24 protein-coding genes are annotated in these 24780 nt (G+C 32.3%); 5 read left to right on the forward strand and 19 right to left on the reverse strand.

The window, feature by feature from the left end; genetic code table 11:
* Positions 1–45: 45 nt before the first annotated feature.
* Positions 46–1011: an OmpA family protein gene (locus tag BUC09_RS00985; RefSeq protein ID WP_073307808.1), complete on the reverse strand. Its 966-nt coding sequence runs from the start codon at positions 1009–1011 to the stop codon at positions 46–48.
* Positions 1012–1088: 77 nt separating this feature from the next.
* Positions 1089–1850 (reverse strand): exodeoxyribonuclease III, encoded by a 762-nt coding sequence (locus BUC09_RS00990; protein ID WP_073307811.1) that lies wholly within the window; start codon positions 1848–1850, stop codon positions 1089–1091.
* 190 nt (positions 1851–2040) lie between these two features.
* On the opposite strand from BUC09_RS00990, the gene BUC09_RS00995 reads away from it, so the two are divergent.
* A complete protein-coding gene (locus BUC09_RS00995) occupies positions 2041–3846 on the forward strand; it encodes a GNAT family N-acyltransferase (RefSeq protein WP_073307813.1) in 1806 nt (601 codons plus the stop codon).
* Between the two features lie 37 nt (positions 3847–3883).
* On the opposite strand, the gene BUC09_RS01000 is transcribed toward BUC09_RS00995, so the two are convergent.
* From BUC09_RS01000 to BUC09_RS01055, 12 genes are all read right to left on the reverse strand, one after another.
* Entirely contained in the window at positions 3884–4681 is a 798-nt protein-coding gene (locus tag BUC09_RS01000; RefSeq protein WP_084127052.1) for a M48 family metallopeptidase, read from the reverse strand.
* The gene (locus tag BUC09_RS01005) at positions 4665–5114 is read right to left on the reverse strand and encodes a magnetosome magnetite crystal formation protein family (protein WP_073307817.1); all 450 of its coding nucleotides are present in this window, start codon (positions 5112–5114) and stop codon (positions 4665–4667) included. Before BUC09_RS01005 ends, BUC09_RS01000 begins: the two co-directional genes overlap by 17 nt.
* Positions 5111–5524: a DUF2752 domain-containing protein gene (locus BUC09_RS01010; RefSeq protein WP_073307819.1), complete on the reverse strand. Its 414-nt coding sequence runs from the start codon at positions 5522–5524 to the stop codon at positions 5111–5113. Before BUC09_RS01010 ends, BUC09_RS01005 begins: the two co-directional genes overlap by 4 nt.
* 1 nt (position 5525) lies before the next feature.
* Positions 5526–5864, reverse strand: coding sequence for a TM2 domain-containing protein (locus BUC09_RS01015; protein WP_073307821.1), 339 nt, complete (start codon positions 5862–5864; stop codon positions 5526–5528).
* A 127-nt stretch (positions 5865–5991) separates the two neighbouring features.
* Positions 5992–6384, reverse strand: a complete 393-nt coding sequence (locus tag BUC09_RS01020) for a hypothetical protein (protein WP_143161838.1) — start codon at positions 6382–6384, stop codon at positions 5992–5994.
* Between the two features lies 1 nt (position 6385).
* Positions 6386–7342: a 2-hydroxyacid dehydrogenase gene (locus BUC09_RS01025; protein ID WP_073307825.1), complete on the reverse strand. Its 957-nt coding sequence runs from the start codon at positions 7340–7342 to the stop codon at positions 6386–6388.
* A gap of 127 nt (positions 7343–7469) precedes the next feature.
* Positions 7470–8822 carry a magnesium transporter gene (gene mgtE, locus BUC09_RS01030; RefSeq protein WP_073307827.1) on the reverse strand — a complete coding sequence of 451 codons (1353 nt, stop codon included), beginning with the start codon at positions 8820–8822 and terminating at the stop codon, positions 7470–7472.
* Positions 8812–9591: a 16S rRNA (adenine(1518)-N(6)/adenine(1519)-N(6))-dimethyltransferase RsmA gene (gene rsmA, locus BUC09_RS01035; RefSeq protein ID WP_073307829.1), complete on the reverse strand. Its 780-nt coding sequence runs from the start codon at positions 9589–9591 to the stop codon at positions 8812–8814. The genes mgtE and rsmA overlap by 11 nt, the downstream gene beginning before the upstream one ends.
* A 48-nt stretch (positions 9592–9639) precedes the next feature.
* Positions 9640–9951: a DUF4286 family protein gene (locus BUC09_RS01040; protein ID WP_073307831.1), complete on the reverse strand. Its 312-nt coding sequence runs from the start codon at positions 9949–9951 to the stop codon at positions 9640–9642.
* Between the two features lie 68 nt (positions 9952–10019).
* Positions 10020–11732 (reverse strand): tetratricopeptide repeat protein, encoded by a 1713-nt coding sequence (locus BUC09_RS01045; protein WP_317041185.1) that lies wholly within the window; start codon positions 11730–11732, stop codon positions 10020–10022.
* A 137-nt stretch (positions 11733–11869) separates the two neighbouring features.
* Positions 11870–13141: a serine--tRNA ligase gene (serS, locus tag BUC09_RS01050; RefSeq protein WP_073307835.1), complete on the reverse strand. Its 1272-nt coding sequence runs from the start codon at positions 13139–13141 to the stop codon at positions 11870–11872.
* A gap of 58 nt (positions 13142–13199) precedes the next feature.
* Positions 13200–15461 carry a TonB-dependent receptor gene (locus BUC09_RS01055; RefSeq protein WP_073309000.1) on the reverse strand — a complete coding sequence of 754 codons (2262 nt, stop codon included), beginning with the start codon at positions 15459–15461 and terminating at the stop codon, positions 13200–13202.
* A 105-nt stretch (positions 15462–15566) separates the two neighbouring features.
* Between BUC09_RS01055 and BUC09_RS01060 the strand changes: the two genes are divergently transcribed.
* Genes BUC09_RS01060 through BUC09_RS01070 form a run of 3 tightly spaced genes read left to right on the forward strand, consistent with a single transcriptional unit; the run spans position 15567 to position 18528 of the window.
* Entirely contained in the window at positions 15567–17438 is a 1872-nt protein-coding gene (locus BUC09_RS01060; RefSeq protein ID WP_073307837.1) for an Nramp family divalent metal transporter, read from the forward strand.
* 3 nt (positions 17439–17441) lie between these two features.
* Positions 17442–18095 (forward strand): metal-dependent transcriptional regulator, encoded by a 654-nt coding sequence (locus BUC09_RS01065; protein ID WP_073307839.1) that lies wholly within the window; start codon positions 17442–17444, stop codon positions 18093–18095.
* Between the two features lie 40 nt (positions 18096–18135).
* Positions 18136–18528 (forward strand): hypothetical protein, encoded by a 393-nt coding sequence (locus tag BUC09_RS01070; RefSeq protein ID WP_073307841.1) that lies wholly within the window; start codon positions 18136–18138, stop codon positions 18526–18528.
* Here the strand turns inward: BUC09_RS01070 and BUC09_RS01075 are convergent.
* From BUC09_RS01075 to BUC09_RS01095, 5 genes are all read right to left on the reverse strand, one after another.
* The gene (locus BUC09_RS01075; protein ID WP_084127054.1) at positions 18525–18644 is read right to left on the reverse strand and encodes a FeoB-associated Cys-rich membrane protein; all 120 of its coding nucleotides are present in this window, start codon (positions 18642–18644) and stop codon (positions 18525–18527) included. The two genes, BUC09_RS01070 and BUC09_RS01075, sit on opposite strands and share 4 nt — an antisense overlap.
* 142 nt (positions 18645–18786) lie before the next feature.
* Positions 18787–19473 carry a hypothetical protein gene (locus BUC09_RS01080; protein WP_073307845.1) on the reverse strand — a complete coding sequence of 229 codons (687 nt, stop codon included), beginning with the start codon at positions 19471–19473 and terminating at the stop codon, positions 18787–18789.
* Positions 19473–21575: a ferrous iron transport protein B gene (feoB, locus tag BUC09_RS01085; protein WP_073307847.1), complete on the reverse strand. Its 2103-nt coding sequence runs from the start codon at positions 21573–21575 to the stop codon at positions 19473–19475. The genes BUC09_RS01080 and feoB overlap by 1 nt, the downstream gene beginning before the upstream one ends.
* Positions 21575–21814, reverse strand: a complete 240-nt coding sequence (locus BUC09_RS01090) for a FeoA family protein (RefSeq protein ID WP_073307850.1) — start codon at positions 21812–21814, stop codon at positions 21575–21577. Before BUC09_RS01090 ends, feoB begins: the two co-directional genes overlap by 1 nt.
* Before the next feature lie 77 nt (positions 21815–21891).
* Positions 21892–22560 carry an SCO family protein gene (locus BUC09_RS01095; protein WP_073307852.1) on the reverse strand — a complete coding sequence of 223 codons (669 nt, stop codon included), beginning with the start codon at positions 22558–22560 and terminating at the stop codon, positions 21892–21894.
* 164 nt (positions 22561–22724) lie between these two features.
* On the opposite strand from BUC09_RS01095, the gene BUC09_RS01100 reads away from it, so the two are divergent.
* On the forward strand, positions 22725–24767 hold the full coding sequence (locus BUC09_RS01100; protein WP_073307854.1) for a M13 family metallopeptidase: 2043 nt from the start codon (positions 22725–22727) through the stop codon (positions 24765–24767).
* Positions 24768–24780: the final 13 nt, after the last annotated feature.

Here is a 24780-nt window from a genome sequence, read left to right on the forward strand (position 1 = left end):
AAAAGTCCAGACAACTCTGGACTTTTTATTTATTATATGTTTTTTTTAGATTTCGTTTAGTGCTTTACTTAACTCATCTAATTTTGGCGTAAGAATAATTTCGATACGTCTGTTTTTAGCCTTACCATCGTTAGTGTCATTTGAAACTAATGGCGAATACTCACTACGTCCTGCCGCTGTTAAATTTTCTTTTTTAACTTTCGGGTTTGATGATAAAATATTTACAATTGCAGTCGCACGTTTTGTAGATAAATCCCAGTTGTTTTCAATACCTCCAGCTAAAGTTCCTGTAATTTTATCGTTGTCTGTATGTCCTTCTATTAAAACTGAAATTTCAGGATTATCACCTAGTACTTTACCTACTAAGTCTACTGCTTTTTTACCTTCGGTACCAACAGTCCAACTTCCTGATTCAAAAAGTAATTTGTTATCCATAGACACATATACTTTTCCATCTTTCTGATGAACCATTAAACCTTTTCCTTCAAAAGCCTTCAATGATTTTGACAACGTTTCGCGAAGTTTTTTCATTGAAGCTTCTTTAGCAGCAATTAATCCTTCTAATTCCGCTACTCTATCTGATCTATCTTTGAAATCTCTACCTAATTTATCTAAACGTGCTTTTTCGTCAGCCAAAGCTTTCTCTTTAGCCTCTAATTGAGCTAACAACTCACGGTTTTTATCCATGTTAGCTTTCAAAGCAGCATCACTATTTTTCTCTAAAGCATCATAAGAACTTTGAAGCGTTTGAAGATTATTGCTTGAAGCAGCATAATCGGCAGCCAACTTATCACGCTCAGATTTTAATTTTTCTAGTTCCGATTTTAAGTTTGCGTTATCTAAATCAGATTGACTTTTCCCTGATTTTAATAGTTCATTCTCATCTGCCAAGGTGTTTCTTTCCTTTTTTAATTCGGCATATTTATTCTCTAAATCAGTGTAAATTTTCTTTGAAACACAAGAGGTGCTTAAAGCTAACACTAATAATCCTGCTGAAACTTTTTTTATCATTTTATTCTACTTATTTGTTAGAACTATTCCCGTTAATTTTAAATTACAATTAAAACGAAAAATAGACTCTAAAATTATTATTCAATCTCTACTAAAATTGGGCAATGGTCAGAATGTTTGGCTTCAGGTAATATTAAGGCTCTTTTCATTCTATCTTTCATAGGTTCTGAAACTAAATTGTAATCAATTCTCCATCCCTTATTGTTTTCTCTTGCATTTGCTCTGTAACTCCACCAACTGTAATTATGAGGCTCTTTATTAAAATGTCTAAAACTATCCACGAATCCTGACTTCATAAACGCATCCAACCATGCACGTTCTTCTGGTAAAAATCCTGAAACTTTTGCATTACGAATAGGATCATGAATATCAATAGCTTCATGACAGATGTTATAATCACCACCAATGACAAGATTTGGAATTTCTTTTTTCAGATTATTTATATACTCCTGAAAATCATCCATGTATTTGAACTTATGATCTAATCGATCAATGTTAGTCCCAGAAGGCAAGTACAAACTCATAACAGAAAAGTCCTCAAAATCAGCACGTACATTTCGCCCTTCAAAATCCATATGAGGAATCCCAGTACCAAAAACAACTTGTTTAGGTTCGATTTTAGATAGAATCGCTACACCACTATAGCCTTTTTTTTGAGCAGGAAAATAATATTGGTAAGGATAACCAGCCATTTCAATTTCCATAACAGGGATTTGGTCTTGAGTAGCTTTTATTTCCTGAAGACAGATAACATCAGGATTTGCAGCTTTTAACCAATCTAGAAATCCTTTAGTTATAGCAGCACGGATTCCATTAACATTATAGGAAATAATCTTCATTTGGGGTACTTGTTTTTTCAAAAGTATTGAAAAATCAATCAAATTAAAACAAGATTTTTAATTAAGTTTTAATGATTTAAAAATCAATTAGTTAAGCTAGTAAATAAAATAAAAGGGGAATACTTACAAAACCACTTAGGAAGTTACATCATTTTTGTATCTTTGTTTTTCGCATAAAATCAAAAAATTAATGGGTTTAGTTACCGCTAAGGAAGTTGCAAAAGCAATAAAGACAGACAAATATGGAGTTCTTGGGACTTTTTCTGGTTGGCTGCTAATGAAAGTGCTTCAAATTTCTACTCTAAACAAGATATATAACAGAAACAAGCATTTAAATGATCTTGAGTTTTTGAATGCTATCTTGGATGAGTTCCAAATAAAATTTGAAATTCCGGAAGAGGATTTAAAAAGATTACCTAAAGAAGGGCCTTATATTACCATTTCAAATCATCCTTTAGGTGGTATTGATGGTATATTGTTGTTAAAATTAATGCTTGAAAGAGAGCCTAATTTTAAAATCATTGCTAATTTTCTTTTACATAGAATTGAGCCATTAAAACCTTACATTATGCCTGTAAATCCTTTTGAAAATCACAAGGATGCTAAATCTAGCGTAATTGGTTTAAAAGAAACTTTTCGCCATTTAAGTGATGGCAAACCTTTGGGAATGTTTCCAGCTGGTGAAGTTTCAACTTATAAAGACGGCAAACTAGTTGTTGATAAAGAGTGGGAAGAAGGCGCTATCAAAGTGATTCGCAAAGCACAAGTTCCTGTGATACCAATTTATTTTCACGCAAAAAACAGCAAGTTTTTTTACATGCTCTCAAAATTAGGAGATACATTAAGAACTGCTAAACTTCCTTCAGAATTATTAACTCAAAAGGATCGTGTAATCAAAGTTAGAATTGGAAAACCAATCTCTGTTGCAGAACAAAACGAACATGATACTTTAGAAGCATATTCAGAATTTTTACGCAAAAAAACCTATATGCTAGCCAATCCTTTTGAGAAAGAATCGAAATTAATAAACACACAAAGTTTAAAAATTCCGAAACCTGTAAAGGAGATTGTAGGAGGAGCAAATCAAGAGAAAATGATTGCCGAAGTTGAAAAGCTTCGTCAAATGGACACGCGACTTTTACAAAGCAAAAATTATGAAGTCTTTTTAGTAAAAGCTCAAGAAATTCCAAATATTCTACATGAAATTGGTCGTTTAAGAGAAGTTACTTTTAGAGAAGTTGGAGAAGGTACAAATGAATCTATTGACATTGATAAGTTTGACCAATATTATGACCATATGTTCCTTTGGGATGACGAAACTAAGCAAATTGCTGGTGCGTATCGTATGGGATTAGGCTCTCAAATTTTTGCAAAATATGGTATAGACGGATTTTATCTTCAAGACCTGTTTAGGTTCGAACCTGAACTTTACGATATGATGAGCAAGTCTATCGAGATGGGACGTGCTTTCATTGTTAAAGAATACCAGCAAAAACCAATGCCTTTATTCCTATTGTGGAAAGGTATTGTTCATACTACTCTACGTTATCCAGAGCATAAATTCTTAATTGGAGGAGTTAGTATTAGTAATCAGTTTTCTGATTTCTCAAAATCATTAATGATTGAATTCATGAAATCAAATTACTATGATCCTTATGTAGCTCAATATATTCATCCTAAAAAAGAATTTAAGGTGAAATTAAAAGATGCCGACAAAGACTTCATATTCAACGAAACGGAGGCTGATTTAAACAAATTTGACAAAATCATTGATGAAGTAGAGCCAGGTAATTTACGTTTACCAGTTTTAATCAAAAAATACATTAAACAAAACGCTCGTGTTGTAGCATTTAATGTTGATCCATTATTCAATAATGCTGTTGATGGCTTAATGTATATTAGAATTGCTGATTTACCCGAAAGTACTGTAAAACCAGTTATGGAAGAGTTTCAAGCAGAACTTGAACGAAAACTTGCCGAAAAAGGTGAAGAATAAGTATAAAAAAACCAGCTAAATAGCTGGTTTTTTTATACTATAAATTTTTATTTATTCTTTTGAAATCATTCCATTCTGTTTCTGACAAAATAGTTTTATAGCTTCTCTTTTTTCCTTTAATATATTCTAAAACATATTTAGCTCTTTCTTCTGCTTCTGGATGAGAACTCACCCATGACAAAGCAGTTGATAATGAATTAGTATCAAATGACATTTCATACAAGAAATCAGCAAAAGAGGCTGGGTTTACATCAGCATTTAACATATATTCTACACTTGTTAAATCTGCTTCTCTTTCCAATGACCTATCATACGCAGATGAAGATAGATTATGAAAAATATCTTTCATCACTTGAGCACTTCCACTTCCACCAGTTAATGACAACAGAACTGAAAGACCTATTTCTTTAGAAAGTTTTTTCATCACATGCTTATTCTCGATATGAGCAATTTCATGACCTAATACACCAATCAACGCAGATTCATTTTTAGACGCCTCAATTAGCCCTGTATATACTACTAAATGATTGCCTGGTAATGCAAATGCATTAATTTCATCATTTTTTAAAACATGTATTTTTAAACTATCCTGTTCGATACCGTTCTCTACACATAATGGCTTTACAAGCTTATTAATAGTTTTAGTAATTGTATCATTTATTATAATTTCTTCTGTAGACTTTATTTCATCCCAAATAATATCTCCAAGAGTTTCTTCTGTATTATTTTTAGCTTCTTTAACTCCAAAAATAGAAACAAAATCTATTTGCGCTAGTAACAACCAAACTGCAAAAAAAACTGCAATTACGCTTAAACCTTTAACTATTATTTTCATTATTAATTGGGCAAGTTAAATTAGTAATATCTCCAACAAAATACATTTCAATATGATTCCCTTTCCTTGTTTGAGTAGCCAAATAAAGGGTCACAAAAAATTCGAACAAATTAAATAATACTATAGTAATGATATAAGCAATGTAATAATTTGTCGCCTTAGCTTCTTTAAAAATCACCGAAATGGTCCACCAAAAACCAATTGTATTGAAAAAAAACATACTTAGCTGAGCAAACAAAGCTTGAGTACAATGCCACTTCACAAAAGGGGTACTTTTTTTATTTCCAAGAAAAAAAAGAATTGACGCAAGTAAGTTCATTATAGGTAATGGCAAACCACCTAAAACAGCCACAAGCGACATTAAATAACTATTTGAAGCTCTTTCGAGTTCGCTATCTGCTGGTTTATAACCAAAATACAATTGTGCATTCATAATTGTTTGTAAATATTCCAAATCCAATTTAAAAGAACAAGAAAAATGAGACTAATTGCTACAATCTTAGTTCTGATAATAGATTCGGTTGTTAGGTAAAAATTGTAAAACGTTTGTTTTTTTGTAAAGTAGTCATAAATAATCCAAAGCGGACAACATAACATTATTAAGGCTACAATGATACCAAAAGGATTTATAACTAAAGAAGACAAAATATTGCCTTGTACAATTTCTTGAACGGCCCTTGTAGTTCCACAGGATGGGCAAGGTATAGTGGTTATTCTTTTAAAAAGGCAAGCCGTTAAATCAATATTTGATGAAGAATTAGCAAAGAACTTAAAAAAAAACAACCAACTATATCCTAAAAAACAAGCTGTTAAAACAAGATTGTATAGCTTGTTTTTTTTCATTTTACATTAATGCATTGAAAAATTTCTCAACATTTTTTTCTTTAGTTGCACCTTGGATTAAGAACCAATCCACAATAGCCCAAACATAAAATCCTCCACAAGTAAGCAATTTTCCTATTCCCATACCTGTATCGCCGATATAGAAACGATCAATTCCTAAAGTTCCTGCAAAAATTGAAATTAACAACGCTGTAGTAGGGTCTTTAAATTGTGTAAATTGAAGTCTTTGCCATTGATCCTCATCAAGTGATAAAAGTTTTTCTCTAATAGCATTTAATTGATGTTCCTCAAAGTACTTGTTATTCATCATCAAGTACATGTCGACCTTTTGTGCGTCCATTTTTAATTTTGTTTTTGGTTAATTCCTACTCTATTATGGATTTTCGGCATCTCCTATAAATTTATCTAAAAACTACAAGATTAATCTTACTCTATTGATACGAACAATTTCTAAAAAAGTTACACTTTTAATCCTGACTTTTTCTTTTATAGAAAACTGTAACTGATAGCAAAAGTAGAATTCCTTCAACAGTAAAGAAAAATAAATGATTAAAAACCTCTTGCGCAATGTAACTACAACTCAACCCAAATGCTATTAAACCAATTGAAATAAATAAGCCTTGTAAACGAGCCAGATGCTCACCCATTTTAATAGATTTAGCAATAAAAAACATCCAAATTCCAGACAATAACATCATTATTGAAGAATAAATCCATATCATTTGAACACCTTGTGCGGCTGGCTCTTGTATTTCACCTTTAGAAACATGCTCCAATATTGCTGGATATCCTAAAAAAGCATGTGGTATAAATTGCAAACAGGTTAATATTGCAACGACTAAAACTAAATAATAGCTCACCTTATTCATTTGTATAAAGATGTATGATTTTGTCAACTATTGTTTGTGCCAATTTTTCTTTACTTTCAACTGTCCATCCTGCTATATGTGGTGTCAACAGTACATTTTCTGCTTGTAATAAATACTCAAATGCCTGAGGTTTTTCACCTTCAAAAAGCGTTTCAAAAGATAACTTTTCATATTCTAAAACGTCTAAACCCGCTCCTAAGATTTTTCCTGATTTTAAAGCATCCACTAAATCTGCGGTAACAACACTATTACCACGAGCAGTATTAATAAACCAAAAGGGTTTTTCAAATCCTAAGATAAAATCTTTATTAATCATCTTATCGGTTTCTGGTGTCCAAGGTGTGTGAAGACTTACAACATCAACCTCTTTTTGGAAATTTTCTAACGAAACTTGTTTTGCATTTTCATCACCAACATTCTCTAAAATATCGTAGCAAAGTACTTTAACATCAAAACCTCTTAGTTTTTTTGCAAATGATTTACCCATGTTACCATAACCAATTATTCCAACAGTTTTACCATCAAGTTCATGACCTCTATTCGCTTCACGGTTCCAATGACCTGAACGAACTTCTCTATCTGCTTTATTTAATTTGTTAAACAAGGACAATAACATTCCCAAAGCATGTTCGCCAACAGCATTCCGATTTCCTTCTGGGGCAGCAATTAAATAAACTTCTTTTTCTTGAGCATAATCACAATCAATACTTTCAAGACCTGCTCCAACACGTGCAATAAATTGAAGATTTACTGCTTTGTCTAAAAATTGCTTGTCTATTTTAAATCGACTTCGAATTACAATACCATGGTAATTTTGAATTTTTTTTTCGACTTCATCTTTTGAAGAAATAAAATCAGTTTCATTACTAAAACCTGCTTTCTCTAATTGGTCCCAAAGTAAAGGGTGATTACTGTCAATATGAAGAATTTTAATTTCTTGTGGTTTCACAAATCTTGTATTAAGGTTTACTCAAATATACAATATTACCATAAAATTGGTTAATATCACATTGACATTGATAAGTACTACAAAAAGATTTGATCAATTATCTAGCGAAATTCTAAAAGAAAATATTCTAAAAACCTAGAATTACTCTAGCAATAGAAAAGTAAATCAAAATTCCAAGGATATCATTACTGGTTGTAATAAATGGCCCTGTGGCTAATGCAGGGTCTATCCCGTATTTGTTTAAGATAATAGGAATAAAGGTTCCGTTAAGCGAAGCAATTACAATTACTGAAATTAACGCTACAGTTACTGTAATTCCAATATGTGCTTCAAAATTAAGCAAGTAATAACTTCCTAAAAATAAAATGGCTGCGAGAATAATTCCATTTAACAAGCTCAGGGAAAGTTCTTTCAATAAACGCTCAACAATACTACCCGTTATGGCATTGTTGGCAAGACCTTGCACAATAATTGCCGAAGATTGTACTCCAACATTTCCTCCCATAGCAGCAATTAAAGGCGTAAAAAAGAATAATTCAGGATGTAATTTCATAGCTGGTTCAAAGAAACCCAATACTTTTACACTAATAAAACCTCCTAGTAATGCTAAAACCAACCATGGTAATCGAGCTCTTGTAAGTTCTAGAATACTATCGTCAGCTTCAACGTCTTGCGAGATACCGGCAGCTAACTGATAATCTTTGTCAGCTTCTTCCTTGATTACGTCTACAATGTCATCAATGGTAATACGTCCAACTAATCTTCCCATTTCATCCACAACAGGAATTGCTTCTAAGTCGTATTTTTGCATGATACGTGCTACCTCAACATCTTTAGTATCAACTTTTACGTAATCCACTTTTTTGATATAAACATCACTAATAGGAGTCTTAGTAGAAGTGGTTAGTAAATCTTTTAAAGACAATCTTCCTTTAAGACGATCTTCATCATCAACCACATAAATAGAATGTACACGAGTAACATGTTCAGCTTGCTGACGCATTTCTTTCACACAAGTAAGAACATTCCAGTTTTCATTAACCTTAACTAGCTCTTTACCCATCAAACCTCCCGCAGTATCTTCGTCGTAACGCAATAGATCAACAATGTCTTTTGCATGTTCAACGTCTTCAAGCTCAGAAATTACTTCTTCTTTTTTGGATTGAGGAAGTTCTGCAATAATATCGGCGGCATCATCCGTATCTAATTCATCAAGCTCTTCTGCAATTTCCTTAGCAGAAAGGTTTTTAAGGATTTTGACACGAACCTCTTCGTCAAGCTCCAAAAGAGCTTCAGCTGTTTTTTCAGAATCAAGAAGTTTGAAAACGTAGCTTGCACCATAGTCGTCAAGCTCGTCCATAATATCAGCAATATCAGCAAAGTGAACATCCTGCAACAAGTTTTCTAATTCCTGTGCACGGTTTTCACTAATGAGTTGTTCAATTTGAACAATAAAGTCTCTGCTGATTTTAAACTCCATCGGCTGCGATTTTTTGAGTAAGTTCTATGAATTGCTCCACCGAAATTTGTTCGGGACGCAGGTCAAAGATACTATCTTCTCTCAAATTATCAGTCATATTAAAGCTTTTTAAGCTGTTACGAAGTGTTTTTCTTCTTTGGTTAAAAGCAGTTTTCACTACATTAAAAAATAATTTTTCGTCGCAAGGTAATTTATAATTTTCTTTACGCTTCATTCGCATTACCCCAGACTTTACTTTTGGAGGTGGTGTAAACACATGCTCAGACACTGTAAAAAGGTATTCAGTATCGTAAAAAGCTTGTGTTAAAACCGATAAAATACCATACGCCTTAGTTCCTTTTTTTTCACAAATACGCTCAGCCACTTCTTTTTGAAACATTCCAGCGAATTCTGGTATCTGGTCGCGCATTTCAAGTGTTCTGAAAACTATTTGAGAAGAAATATTATATGGAAAATTCCCAATGATAGCAAATGGCTCTCCTTCAAAGACTTCATTGATATTATATTTAAGGAAATCTTTTGAAATAATTTTATTACTTAATTTTAAATAATGGTTTTGTAAGTATTCTACAGATTCAGTATCAATTTCAATAACATAAGTATCGATAGGTTTTTCTAACAAATACTTTGTTAAAACACCCATTCCTGGTCCTATTTCTAATACTTTTTTATAACCTTCAAGTGTTAATGCATCTGCAATGTTTTGAGCGATATTTTCGTCATTCAAAAAATGCTGACCAAGGTGTTTTTTTGCTTTTACTTTATCCATTATTTTTATGTTCTTGATTATTAAAAAATGTAAAACTCTTTACTTCTTTTAATGCTCAGAAATTAATTCAAGTTCTGTACGAAAAGCAAGCATTTTATCTCCAAAAAGCTGCAATCCTTCGTCACGCAAACGAGGTGCGTCTTCTTGGTAATATTTTTCTAATGTTTCCTTAGAATCTGTAGTATATTGAATTGAGTATGTAACTCCTCCCATTTCTTCTTCTACCAAAACTTTTACCATCCTTGCAGTGGTAAATTTGCCTGTGGCTAAAACATCAGCAATATGTTTGTTTTGCATCCAATGCATCCATTGGTCGTGAACACTTTCGTGAATATTTATAGTAACGTTGTAGATTATCATTTTTTTTAGATTTGATTTGTGGATTTGATTATTCAAACAAAAGAACAAACAAATTACCGAATAAACTTTTATAAATTAGTATCTCCTCTGAGTTTCCTGAAGTTGTTTCTAGCCTCTACAAAGTAAATACTATCTTGATGATTGAACAAGATTTTTTCATATAAACTCTTTGCTTTTTCATTATCTAAAAGATTCTTCCTATAAATCTCGGCAGAGAAAAACAAAGCCTCATCTATGTAAATTTCCTCAGGGAAACGATCTATTATTTGTTGATAGTAATTTACTGCTTGCTGGTAGTCTCCTAACTTCTCATAAATTTTGCCTATTTGCAGTAATGTTTCATCCTCAATACTTTCTCCTTTATGTTGATTAAGTATAGCTTTAAACTGCTCTAAAGCTTCATTGTTTTTGTTTTGATAAATCATAAAATCTGCTCGAGCATATTTTTTTAACGCTACTTGAGTAGAATCTTCTACTGTATTATCAGAAATTAGTAAAAACAATTGCATTGCATCATTTGCAATAAGTTGTGAAACCGAAGATTTTAATACTTTGAATTGTTGTTGAGCCCATTCAAAATCTCCTTTATAATAACTAGCTTTTGCCATTTTTAAACTAGCTTGATGTGCCATTTCATCATTTGGTAAATCATCCTCTACCTGAGCATAATAAATTATGGCTTGATTAAATTTTTCGTCAAGTAAAAGAACATCTGCGAGCTCCATCTTAACATATCCTTTTTCGAAAGGATTTAATGGTAGTTCCAATGCTTTTGTCAAAATGGATTTCGCGCTTTCGAATTGTTTTAGGTAAAAAGCATCAAAATGAGCTTTTAGAATTTGTACTTTCAATGTACTATTAGATACTCCATACTCTCCAAAAAGCTGATTTATTTTTTGAGATATAATAGGGTATTCTTGAGGGCTTGCTTTTTCAACATCCATCACTAATAGAGAATGCTTCATATCAAGTATTATTTGTCTGTCTTGAGTATTAGCCAAAACAAACTCAAGTATTTCTCTTGCCACATCATTTTCTTTTTCTTCAGATGCTAATCTTGCAAGGGTAAGAACATTACTAAAGCTCTCTGGACTTCTTTTATAAATCGCTTTTTCTTGAATAAATGCTTTTCCGTATTCTTTTTGTTGCACAAAATACCAACTCATAAATCTGTTCCAAAACAAATCTTGTGATTTTTGAGTTCTTAACAACAAGGCCTTTTTTAGATAATCTGAGAAAGTTTTAGAATGATCTTCAGACATAAATCTATTTAACTGATTTTGAACTAAAATCAAATTATCAGGAAACTTTCCAGAATAATCCAATAAGGCATCTATCATCGATTCTATTTTTCCCAATTGTCCTTGAAGTAATGCTATTTGATAATCAAAATTAAGTTCAGGATTCAATTTTTGGGCAATCGAATAGGACTCTATGGCTTGTTGTAGCAGTACTTTTACTTCAAATTCGCGAGCAATTCCGTAAACGTAATTTGGATTTTCTTGTATTTTCTGAAATGCTAAATCGTAGTTTTTTTTAGCCTTTTCAGGTTGATTTTGCAATTGATAATTGTATCCCAATTCGACATACAATTGTGGCAACTTGCTCCTTTCTAATTTATTTTTAATAGTATTCTCGGCTTTTAAAAAATCTTTTAACTGCTGATAGCAAGCCACCTGCTTTTGAAAATACTGATAATTTCCAGGACTTGCTTTTATTAAATTCTCATAAATAATTATAGCTTTATCAAACTCTCCTCTATCAAAATAATTTTGCGCCAAAAATTCGTTTTGAGAAAAAACAAATATTGGAAATAATAAAAAAAGTAAGCGCAAAAACTTCATCATATTAAAAAAACAATGTACTAAGGTAGCAATAATTTTGCCACTTTAGTACATATTGTGTTTTCGTTAAGAAACTAGTTTATAATATCGAAACCTGTGTATTTACGTAATACTTCAGGAATTACAATTCCTTCAGGTGTTTGATAATTCTCTATAATTCCAGCTAATACACGAGGCAAAGCCAATGAACTTCCGTTTAGTGTATGTGCTAATTGTGTTTTACCATCTTTTCCTTTAAAACGTAGTTTTAAACGGTTGGTTTGGAAAGTTTCAAAATTTGAAACCGATGAAATTTCTAACCAACGATCTTGAGCAGTTGAAAAAACTTCAAAATCATAAGTTAATGCCGAAGCAAATCCCATATCACCACCACACAAACGTAAAATACGGAAAGGTAATTTTAATTCACGCATAATTTCTTTTACGTGTTCTACCATTCCATCTAAAGCCGTATGTGAATTATCTGGATGTTCGATACGAACGATTTCTACTTTATCAAACTGATGTAAACGGTTTAATCCACGAACGTGAGCTCCCCAAGATCCTGCTTCACGACGAAAACAAGGTGTATAACCCGTAACTGTAACAGGTAATTCATTTTCTTGTAAAATCACATCTCGGTAAATATTTGTTACTGGAACCTCAGCCGTTGGGATTAAATATAAATCATCCTTTGCATCATGGTACATTTGACCATCTTTATCAGGTAATTGTCCTGTTCCATAAGCAGATGCTTCATTTACCAAATGAGGCACTTGAACTTCTTGATAACCGGCATCAGTGTTTTTATCTAAAAAATACGAAATCAACGCACGTTGTAACTTAGCTCCTTTTCCTTTATACACAGGAAATCCTGGTGCTGTGATTTTAGTTCCTAATTCAAAATCGATGATATCATATTTTTTAATTAGTTCCCAATGTGGAAGTGCTCCTTCATGCAATACTGGAATTTCACCTTCTTCAAAAACATTGATGTTATCATCAGCCGTTTTGCCTTCTGGAACGATGTCAGCAGGTGTATTAGGCAACTTATATAATTCCAGAGTAAGATCTTCAGAAACTGCATTAAGTACTTCTGTCAATTCCTTGCTCTTGTCTCTTAATTGCGTAGTTTTTTCTTTTAGGATTTCGGCTTTAGCTTTTTCTCCAGATTTCATCAAAGCACCAATGTCTTTGGACAGTTTATTAGATTCGGCTAAAATGTTATCTAATTCTACTTGTGTTGCACGACGCTTCTCGTCTAATGCAATTACAGAATCAACTATAGCAGTAGCATCAAAATTTCTTTTGGCCAACGCCTTAATCACTTCTTCCCTTTTTTCTCTAATAACTGCGATTTGTAACATGATATAAATTTTATACGAACGCAAATTTAATAATTAATTCTTCAATGACTAATTTGAATTAATTTAAAAAGTAGCGTAAACCAATAAAACTTCGAATTCCTTGATTTGGCCCATAAACATACGATGGATCAAATGTTAAACCATATGGATTTTCAGGTGTCACTTGTGCATTTCCGTTAGAATCAAACTGAACATTTTCATCAAATGGATCATGAGAACGAGCAATAATAAAAGGATTGCCTTTGTTAGGCGTCCAATTTAAAAGATTTTTGACACCAAAATAAACCTCACAGTTTTTAATTTTTGAAATAGTAAACTGAATGTTTTGAACACTATAGGTTGATGAATATTGTTTTCTTGGATCAAGATTTCCCAATAATGGAAGTTTCATGGGGCCATATAAATTTCCTGTATAATCAATTGATAAAAACCATTTTGGAATAGAATATGAAATAGACCACGTTCCTGAGAAATTTTCGGTTAAAACCTGTTTGGTTTTTATTTGGTTTTCGGTTTTAGAAACATCTAAATAACTCGCACCAAGTGTTGCTTTTATTCCATTCCCTAAAATTACATCTATGTTTGCACTTATTCCTTTAGAAACTGCAAATCCATCAAGATTTTTGTATATAATTTGGTTTGGATTTGTGTCATAATCAGGAAGAATTGAATTAGTAAAATAAGTATACCAAGCTGTAGTTTCAACTCCAATAAAACTTCCGTCGTTAAGATAGAATTTCTTTAAAAAATTCAGATTAGCATTATAAGAACGCTCCGGTTTTAAGTCTTCTAAAACCATCACATCGCGAGAACCTGTCAAAGCAGCATGCTCTTCGGTAAATAAATTAACCACCCTAAAACCAGTACCTGTATTAAATCTGAAAATGCTTTTGTCATTTACTTTCCATTTATAAGCTAAACGAGGAGTAAAAATATTCCCGTGAGCATTGTTGTAATCGTAACGTGCTCCTAAAAGTAAACTATGTTTCTCTGCCAAATGCATTTCATCTTGAACAAATAAACTTGGAATCCATGTTATATCCTCATTTACTGTTGCAGGTGTATTATCGTCATATAATTGATAACGTATCGCAGTTCCAAAAAGAAAATCATGACTTTTAATTTTTTTATCCCAAGTTAACTGACCAAAACCTATTTTTTGTTTTGCCAAATATGGCGTGTTCCCATAAACTGAATTCTGATCATGATTAGTATATGAAAAAGAAGCTAATAGTTTTTCTTTTACAGGAAGCTCATAAGCTCCTAACACTTCGTAACGACTTGTATAAATACTTTCCCCATAGACCTCTGATCCGCCACGATAGCTTTTATTCCATTGCATTTCACCTCCCCATCGATCTTCATAAAAATAGCGTCCAGCCATAGAAAATAACTTTTTACTTTTTCTGTTGAAATTCCATTTTTGAAAAACAGAAATTCTATCCTGAAGTGTTACATCTGTGAAATTATCATCATTGTTATCTATAGGATTCGAGTAATTGAAATAGTTTATCCCAGTTAATACCGAAGCAGTGTTACCAAGATTGGTTTTGACTCCTAAATCTAAATTGGCTTCCCCCCAACCCGTAGAAAATCCATCTACCGAAAAAGCGGGAGCATTTTTAGGGTTTTTAGTAATGATATTAATTAATCCGCCAACTGCTTCACTTCCATATAATGAAGATGCTGGTCCTTTAACTACTTCTATTCTTTCCAATAACGAATTTGGTATACCAGAAAGCCCGTAAACAGTAGAAAGTCCGCTAACAATAGGCATACCATCAATAAGAACCAAAGTATATGGTCCTTCTAATCCATTAATATGTATATCTCCTGTATTGCAAACATTACAATTTAACTGAGGTCGCACTCCGTTTACATTTTGAAGTGCTTCAAAAATATTTGAAGTTGGATTTTTTTTGAAAAAAGTAGGCTTAAATACTTCGACAGGTACAGCGCTTTCTAAGCGACTTACCGGCTTGAGTGTACCAGTAACTACCACTTCTTCAAGATCTTTTTGTGAGCTTTTCGCTGGAATTAATTCAAAATTTACTATTACTTCTGTTGTGTCTTTAACAGTAGTTCTTTTTTTCTGAGTTTGAAATCCTTCAAACATAACTACAACCTCATGATTCCCTGTATTTACCTTTTCAAAGTAGTAATTGCCATCTATGTCCGTTTTGGTTTTAATTGTTTTATCAAGAGTTACTTCAACATTATCAAAAGAAATTCCATCAGAAGAAATAGTTCCTTTAATATTAGTTTGCGCATTTAAAAAGTTACAAAGACAGACGATTGCAACTAGGATTAATTTTTTCACAATTGTGATTTTTATATATTTAAATAAATTTTTAGACAAAGCTAAAAATTAAATTTTAGTAAGCAAATATTTTAATTAAATTTGTCTTAATCAATTACTATAGAAATGAGTAAGTCATTAGAAGAAGTTCACGAATCTGTTTCGACACAAAATAAAACATCAATATTTAGAAAAATATTAGCCTTTTTTGGCCCTGCGTACTTAATAAGCGTGGGTTATATGGATCCAGGAAACTGGGCAACAGACTTAGCCGGTGGTAGCCAATTTGGTTATGCTTTAATATGGGTTTTATTAATGAGCAACATCATGGCTTTGCTTTTACAGAGCTTAAGTGCTCGTTTGGGAATTGTGACACAGCGTGATTTAGCCCAAGCTTCACGAGAAACCTATTCAAAATTTATAAACTACATTTTATATTTTTTAGCCGAAATTGCTATTGCAGCTTGTGACTTGGCCGAAGTTTTAGGAATGGCAATAGGGTTAAATTTATTGTTTGATATTTCACTTATTAATGGAGTATTGATTACTGTTTTAGACACTTTCTTATTATTATTTCTCATTAATAAAGGGATTCGAAAAATGGAAGCGTTTATTATTGCTTTGGTCGCTATCATAGGTTTCTCCTTTGTATTTGAGATGATATTTGCTCAGCCAGAAGTAGGTAAAATAATCTCTGGACTAGTTCCTTCGCTGCCAAATGATACTGCTTTGTATATAGCCATTGGAATTATTGGAGCTACCGTTATGCCGCACAACTTATACTTGCATTCTTCTTTGGTTCAAACTAGAAAATTTGACAGAAGTAAAGGCGGAATCAAACAAGCTCTGAAATACAATTTCATAGATTCGACCATAGCGTTAAACTTAGCTTTCTTTGTAAATGCTGCTATTTTAATTTTAGCCGCGGCAACGTTTCATAAAAATGGTTATTTTGAAGTAGCCGAAATACAAGACGCACATCAATTACTAGCTCCCTTATTAGGAACAAAATGGGCGCCTATTTTATTTGCCGTAGCCTTAATTGCTGCTGGACAAAGCTCTACCATTACAGGGACTTTAGCTGGACAAATTATAATGGAAGGGTATCTTAATTTACGAATCCAACCTTGGGTAAGACGTATTTTAACTCGTTTAATAGCCATAGTTCCTGCTGTAATAGTTATTTCAATTTTTGGTGAAGAAGTAACTGGCAAGCTCCTTATATTAAGCCAAGTGATTTTAAGTTTACAATTAGGATTTGCTATCATACCTTTAATTCATTTTGTAAGTGATAAATCAAAAATGAAGGGATTTCACATTAGTAAACCCACACAAATTGCTGCTTGGATTATTGCACTAATCATTGTGTCATTAAATGCCAAGTTAGTATTCTCTGAAATCGTTGGTTTGTTAGAATCTTCAGAAAATCCAACGATACTTTGGTTTACCGTAATCCCTTTAGCAATTGGCTTTTTACTATTACTACTATATATCGTTTTTAAACCTTTTATTTCGAAGGCAAAACCTAATATCTTGAATCATTCTCCTCACAATCTAAAATTAAAATTCACAACATCTGAAGTACATACAAAAAAAGATATTGCCATTCTAGTTGATTTCTCCAATGCAGATGAAGCTGCAATTAACCATGCATTTGAATTAGGCGGAAAAGAAGCTAAGTACTCATTAATTCATATAGTAGAAACTGTAGGTGCTATGATGTATGGAGAGAATATTGAAGATTGTGAAACTACCATTGATGAAAAATTATTAAAAGAATACGAACAAATTTTGTCTGAGAAAGGCTTTAATGTAGTAAGTATTTTAGGCTATGGGAAACCAGGAAAATCAATACCAAAAATTATCAACGAAGGAACTTATGATATTTTAGTTATGGGAACCCACGGTCATACCGGACTAAGTGATTTGCTTTTTGGAACTACAGTTGATAAATTGCGTCATCAAATTTTCATTCCATTATTTATCGTAAAAAATTAATCCATGACTTTTTCAGAAGAAAATTATCTTAAAACTATCTACCATTTAACTACACTATTGGATTCGGAAATTAGCACCAATGCAATTGCTGAGAAAATGGAAACCAAAGCCTCTTCAGTTACGGATATGCTAAAAAAATTGTCGGAAAAAAATCTGGTTAATTATAAAAAATACCAAGGAGTTTCATTGACTGATAAAGGATTGCATTCGGCTAAAATGATTGTTAGAAAGCATCGTTTATGGGAAGTTTTTTTAGTTGATAAATTAGATTTCGCTTGGGACGAAGTACATGACATTGCGGAGCAATTGGAACACATTAAATCTGAAAAATTAATCAATAAACTAGATGAATTTTTAAACTTTCCTACCGAAGATCCGCATGGTGATCCAATTCCAAATGCTGAAGGAATGATTGTAAAAGTCGAAAAACAATTACTTTCGGAATTAACAGAAAAGCAAGCAGGAGTTTGTGTAGGAGTTAAAGACACTTCTTCAGAATTTCTTCAATATCTTGACAAACAAGAAATTGCATTAGGTTCAAAAATTGAAGTTATGTCTAAAGAAAGCTTTGATTTATCACTAAAAATTAAAGTCGGCAACAAAGAATTAATGATTTCGAATAAAATTGCTGCCAATCTTTTTGTCAAAAAAGTGTAACTTGTGGAATCATTTTTGATTTCTTTTTGAAAAACACTTTATGAAAAAATATATTTCTTTAGTAATAGCAACTGTATCGCTTATTGGATGCGCTTCGGCACAAAACGATAACACAATCAATCAGAAACTTGACTCTAAATCTGATAAAGAAATTGTATTAGTAAAAGTGATAGATGATTCAAGATGTCCTGAAGGGGTTCAATGTATTTGGGCTGGTGAAGTAACTATTGAAGTTGCTGCTTACGAGAACAAAAAAATTGTTGAACAGGTGCAATTTACAGTAAACACAAAATCTAAAGAAGAAATAGTTTCTTGGTTTACAAAACATTTACCAACACAAACGAACCAATTAAAAGGGATTAGCATTTTACCTTATCCTAAGGACGGTGTTACAAGAAAATTAGAGGATTATTTTATAAAGTTAAATTATTAACTGCAACCACAATCTGAACCACAGTTTTTATCATTCTTCTTTTTGAAAAAGAATTTCTTTACCAAAAAAGCAATGGCAACAATTAAAAGTCCAAATGCTATAACTTGCTGTATCATAATTTAGAAGTAAATTCCTCCACCAAATTTAGTGAACTTGTATGATGGTGACCCAATTTTAACATAATCATAACCCAAAGAAAGAAAACATCTTTTAATGTGATATCTCCCCTTAACTTCAAATTCGTTTACAGATTTGTTATTAATAGCGCCCCCATTTAGCACTTCCTGAAAACGAACATTGTTTGATTGGAAAAACTTCGGCATTTAAACCAAAACTCATGCCTGCTTTTTTAACTTCATTTGCCACATAAGTTGCTCCAAGAGTCCAACCGAAATTGAATTTATTCATTCGGATTCTATCATATCCAAAATTAAAATAGAATAAAGACAAGCTACTAGAATTAAAATTTCTTCTTTCTTCTAATTGATGATAGTCTGCCTGAAAATACAAGTATTGAAATGGCCTTATCTTTACTTCCAAATAATTTCCAAATAACTCCTTACTATTGAACAAGTAACTCTCCTCAACATCTATCCTAAATCTATTTTTTTTCTTTTCTATTCCATCTAAAGTATCTGCATTTTCAAAATTACCTGACTTAGCATCATAAAAAGGATATGGGGTTAACCGACTACTTAAATGTGATTCATTTTCATAATTTCCAAAAAAAGCCCAACCAATTGCACCTATAATAGGTTTACCAAAAATTTGCCAAAAAAGACTAGGTTCATTGTTTTGACTTTTCTTATAATTGGTTTGAGCTTGAAATTTAACACCTTCTTTTTCTGTAAGCTCGCGCTTTGATATGTCAATTTTGGTTTGTCCAAATGTTGTAATAGTAATAAAAAAAGTAAAAAGAAGTAGAAGTGTAAATCTTTCTTTCATTATTTAAGAATCTGGAAAGCAATTAAACAAACCACATAGGCAAATCCGCTCATAAAGACCAATTGTACCATAGGCCATTGCCAAGAATTGGTTTCCTTTTTTGTTATTGCCAAAGTAGAAATACATTGCATCGCAAATGCATAAAATAATAATAAAGAAACACCAGTAGCAAAATTGAAGATTTTAGCTCCTGTTACAGGGTGCACTTCAGCAGCCATTTTATTCTTAATTGTTGTTTCTTCATCAGAGTGACTACCAACACTATAAATAGTAGCCAATGTTCCCACAAAAACTTCACGAGCCGCAAATGAACTTACAACAGCGATACCTATTTTCCAATCGTATCCCAAAGGTTTGATAACCGGTTCGATTGTTTTTCCGACAATTCCGATATATGAATTTTCCAATTTGTATGATGCAACAAGATCTTCTTTTTCACCTGAAACAGTTTTGTTCTGCAATTGTGTTTCGATAATTTTATCAGCGTTGTGAAATGTTTCTGTAGGTCCGTGCGATCCTAAAAACCACAAAATAACAGATAAAGCTAAAATAATTTTTCCTGCTCCAAAAACAAAAGACTTGGTCTTTTCTATAACATTAATAGCAACGTTTTTAAACATTGGTACTTTGTATCCTGGCATTTCGACAACAAAGTAACTATTGGATTTTATCTTTAGAATTTTATTTAAAATATAAGCTGAAAAAATGGCCATCCCAAAACCTAACATATACAAAGTCATTAATGTTAAACCTTGCATATTGAATACTCCAAACAAACGTTTGTCTGGAATAATTAGTGAAATCAAAATAGCATATACAGGCAATCGAGCCGAACAAGTTGTGAATGGTGTTACTAAAATAGTAATTAATCTTTCTTTCCAGTTTTCTATATTACGTGCAGCCATAATTGCCGGAATAGCACAAGCAGTTCCTGAAATAAGAGGCACAACACTTTTTCCACTAAGACCAAAACGGCGCATGATTTTATCCATCAAAAACACTACGCGACTCATATAACCACTTTCTTCTAAAACAGAGATAAAAAGAAACAAGAAAGCAATTTGAGGAATAAAAATAACAATACCTCCTAATCCTGGAATTATACCTTCAGCAACTAAATCTGTCAAAATTCCCGTAGGCAAGTTTGCTTTAGCATATGAACTCAACGAGGCAAAACTAGTATCAATAAAATCCATTGGAACACTTGACCAATCAAATATTGATTGGAAAATGAGCATTAAAATCCCAAAAAAGATTAAATAGCCGTAAACTTTATGCATTAAAATTCGATCTAGCCGACTTCTTAAATCTTTTGCCGAATTAATATCAACTGTCTGCCCTACTTTAAGCACCTCATTTATAAACTGGTACCTTTTTATGGTTTCTTTATGCTGTAGTCTTTTTAGATCTTCTTTTGACTTGGTGAAAGATGGATTGGGTAGTTCTTTTCGGTCTAGATTAACAAAATTGACATCTTGAGTTATAACCAACCAAAGTTTATATAGTAATTGATTTGGAAACGCTTTGCGTAAATTTCCAAAATAAACTGGATCAATCTCAGAAGCGTTTAAACAAGGTTCTGTTGGAATATTTCTATAATTAACGATTAAATTCTTCAACTCGTCAATACCTTCATTTTTTCTAGAACTGATTAAAGCAATTTTGGTTTTCAGCATTTTTTCTAGATATGGAATATCTAAAGTAATTCCTTTATAAGACATTCTATCCGCCATATTAATGACCAATATAGTGGGGATTTCTAAGTCTTTTATCTGGGTAAAAAGCAGTAAGTTTCTTTTAAGGTTTTCTACTTCAGTAACTACAATAGCTACATCTGGATAATCTTTATCATTTCTATTTAGAAGCAATTCTATAACCACATTCTCGTCTAGTGAACTTGCATTTAAACTATATGTTCCAGGCAAATCGAGAATTGTAGCTTTAAGATTGGATGCTAATTTACAAACGCCCACTTTTTTCTCAACAGTAATACCAGGATAATTACCTACTTGTTGATTCAACCCCGTGAGCTGATTAAAAACAGATGTTTTACCAACATTGGGGTTTCCAATAAGTGCTATGTTAATATTCCCAACTTTCATTATTTACTCTCGTTAGGAATTTGAACTGTAATAGCGCGTGCAGTTTCTAATCGAATTGCTAGGTATGAATCGTTTACATTTAAATATAAGGGATCTCCAAAAGGAGCTACTTGTAGTATTTGCACTTCATTTCCGGGTAAGCATCCCATTTCCAATAATTTTAAAGGAACCAAATCAATATTGAATTCTTGAATAATTCCTTTTTGTCCTATTTGCAATTGTGCTAAGTTAATATCCACTTATTTAGATTCAGTTTAGATTGCAAAAGTACTAATTAAAATCATTCTAAATATGATAAATATCAATCTTCAAACAATTATTCTTTTTCTGATAAATATTTGATGTCTTCTAAAAGCTTTTCAACTTCTTCACGCTTTGTGCCATCGTAGAAACCTCTAACCCTTCTTTTTTTGTCTATTAAAACAAAGTTTTCGGTATGTACCATATCATACATTTCTTCTGGTTTCCCAGTTTTTACTGCTAGATAAGATTTTCTAGCAATGTAATAAATGTCTTTTTTATCACCAGTTACCAGGTTCCATTTCGCGTCAATTACACCTTTCCTTTTTGCATAGGCTTTTAAAACAGGAACACTATCAATATCAGGAGTAACAGAATGAGATAGCAACATAATTTCGGGATTATCTTTTATTTGGTCTTGTAACCAAACCATATTGTCTGCCATTATAGGGCAAATCGAAGGACAAGTAGTAAAGAAAAAATCTGCCACATAAATTTTTCCTTCATAATCTTTCTGAGTAATCGTTTTACCGTTTTGGTTTGTAAAAGAAAAATCTGAAATAAAATGTTCGTTGGCTATATGCTGAATAGTGGTATCTACCAATTCTGGATTTACCATAGAAGGAGTGTAAATTGGTAATGACTTAGCAGGTTTTAAAACAAAATAAAATAACGTTATTATGACTACAGACAAAATAGACAAGACAACTAATAATGTTTTGAATCTCTTTAAGAAATCAATCATAGCTTATTTTTGGGCAAAGTTACAACTTGAAGCAATAACTAATTCATATCATTTCTATAGAAAATGTTAAAAATTAAATCAAAACAACACAATTCAATACATTTGGGAATTGTAACATTTTACAAAAACCAACTACTAATTCTAAAATTTAACCAAAAATAAATATGAAAAAGAATGTTTCATTAAGTGCCATTGCTTTGTTCAGCTTAGCTGTTACACAAGGTTTTGCACAGCAGAAACCAGGGATTAATCTAAATTATATGGATAAATCTGTAAAACCTGGTGATGATTTTTTCCGTTATGTAAATGGAACTTGGTTTGATAAAACCGAAATTCCTGGAGATAAAACTCGTTGGGGAAGTTTTGATGAACTACGTCAAAACACAGATAAAGATGCTTTAGCTATTTTGAAAGAAGCTGCAGCGAATAAAAATCTGGATCCAAAATCTGATCAAGCAAAAGCAGTAAATGTGTACAGAACGTACATGGATACTATTTCTAGAAATAAATTAGGCATCAAGCCCTTAAAATCTTACCTAGCTAAAATTGATGCTATCAAATCAATTGATGATGTTAATAAGCTATTAATTGAAATGGAACCTCAAGGAGGTTTAGGTTTTTATGGCGCTGGGGTTGGACCAGATGCAAAAAACAGTAATCGCAATGTAGTTTACATCGGTTTAGGATCTCTTGGTTTACCTGACCGTGATTATTATGTTTCTGACGATAAAGACTCTAAAGAAAAAAGAGAAAAATATGTTCTCCATGTTGCTAGAATGTTGCAATTTTTAGGAATTAAACCTGCTGATGCAAAACTTCAAGCTGAAAAAGTATTAGCACTTGAAATAGAAATGGCTCGCCCAAGATTAGATAGAGTGGAACGTCGTGACCGAAGAAAAACTTACAATCCAAAGTCAGTAGCTGATTTACAAAACTTAACTCCTTCTGTAAATTGGGATTCATATTTACAAGGTGTTGGTATTGGTAAAATAGATTCAGTTATTGTTTCTCAACCTAAATATATGGAAGCTTTAGATGGTATTTTTAAAGCAAACAAAGTTGATGATTGGAAAGCATATCTTCGTTGGACATTAATTAATAAATCAACTGGATATCTAACCACTGATATTGAAACTGCAAACTGGGAGTTTTACAGCAAGACTCTTCAAGGTGCATTAAAACAGCGTCCAAGAGAAGAAAGAGCATTACAAGTTGTAAATGGAACTGTAGGAGAAGCTTTAGGAAAATTGTATGTAGAGAAAAAATTCCCTGCAGAAGCGAAAGCGAAAGCGAAAGCCATGATTGATAATGTGTTTTTAGCTTTTGAAAATCGTATCAACAACTTACCATGGATGACTCCTGAAACACGTAAAGGTGCTATTGAAAAATTAAGAAAATCGACTGTTAAAATTGGTTATCCTGATAAATGGAAAGATTATTCTAAACTAGAAATTGTAGCTAAAGAAAATGGTGGTGATTATTTTTCGAACATGAAAAACCTTTCTCGTTGGGGTTACGCAGAAAATATCGCTGATTTAAAAAAACCAGTAGACAAAACACGTTGGGGAATGTCTCCACAAACGGTAAATGCGTATTACAACCCTTCATACAATGAAATCGTATTCCCAGCCGCAATCTTACAACCTCCTTTTTATGATTATAAAGCAGATGAAGCTGTTAATTATGGAGGAATAGGAGCAGTAATAGGTCATGAAATCTCTCATGGTTTTGATGATTCTGGTTCACGTTATAATGCTGATGGAAACTTAGTTAACTGGTGGACTGATGCTGACTTAAAACAATTTACTGGTTTAGGAGAAGCATTTGCTGCTCAATACAGTGCTTTACAACCATTACCAGGTATTTTTGTAGATGGTAAATTTACATTAGGAGAAAACATTGGAGATTTAGGAGGTGTAAATGCAGCTTATGATGGTTTACAATTATTTTTAAAGAAAAACGGAAGACCTGAAAATATTGATGGGTTCACACCAGAACAACGTTTCTTCATTTCATGGGGAACTATTTGGAGATCAAAAATGAGAGATGAGGCAATTAAAAACCAAGTAAAAACAGATCCTCACTCACCTGGAATGTATAGAGCTTATGTGCCTTTACAAAATGTGGAATCTTTTTACCAAGCTTTTGACATTAAAGAAGGAGACAAATTATATGTAAAGCCTGAAGAGAGGGTTAAAATTTGGTAATCTAATCTCAGAC

The sequence above is a fragment of the Flavobacterium terrae genome, assembly GCF_900142035.1.
In the GTDB taxonomy this organism is placed as follows: domain Bacteria; phylum Bacteroidota; class Bacteroidia; order Flavobacteriales; family Flavobacteriaceae; genus Flavobacterium; species Flavobacterium terrae.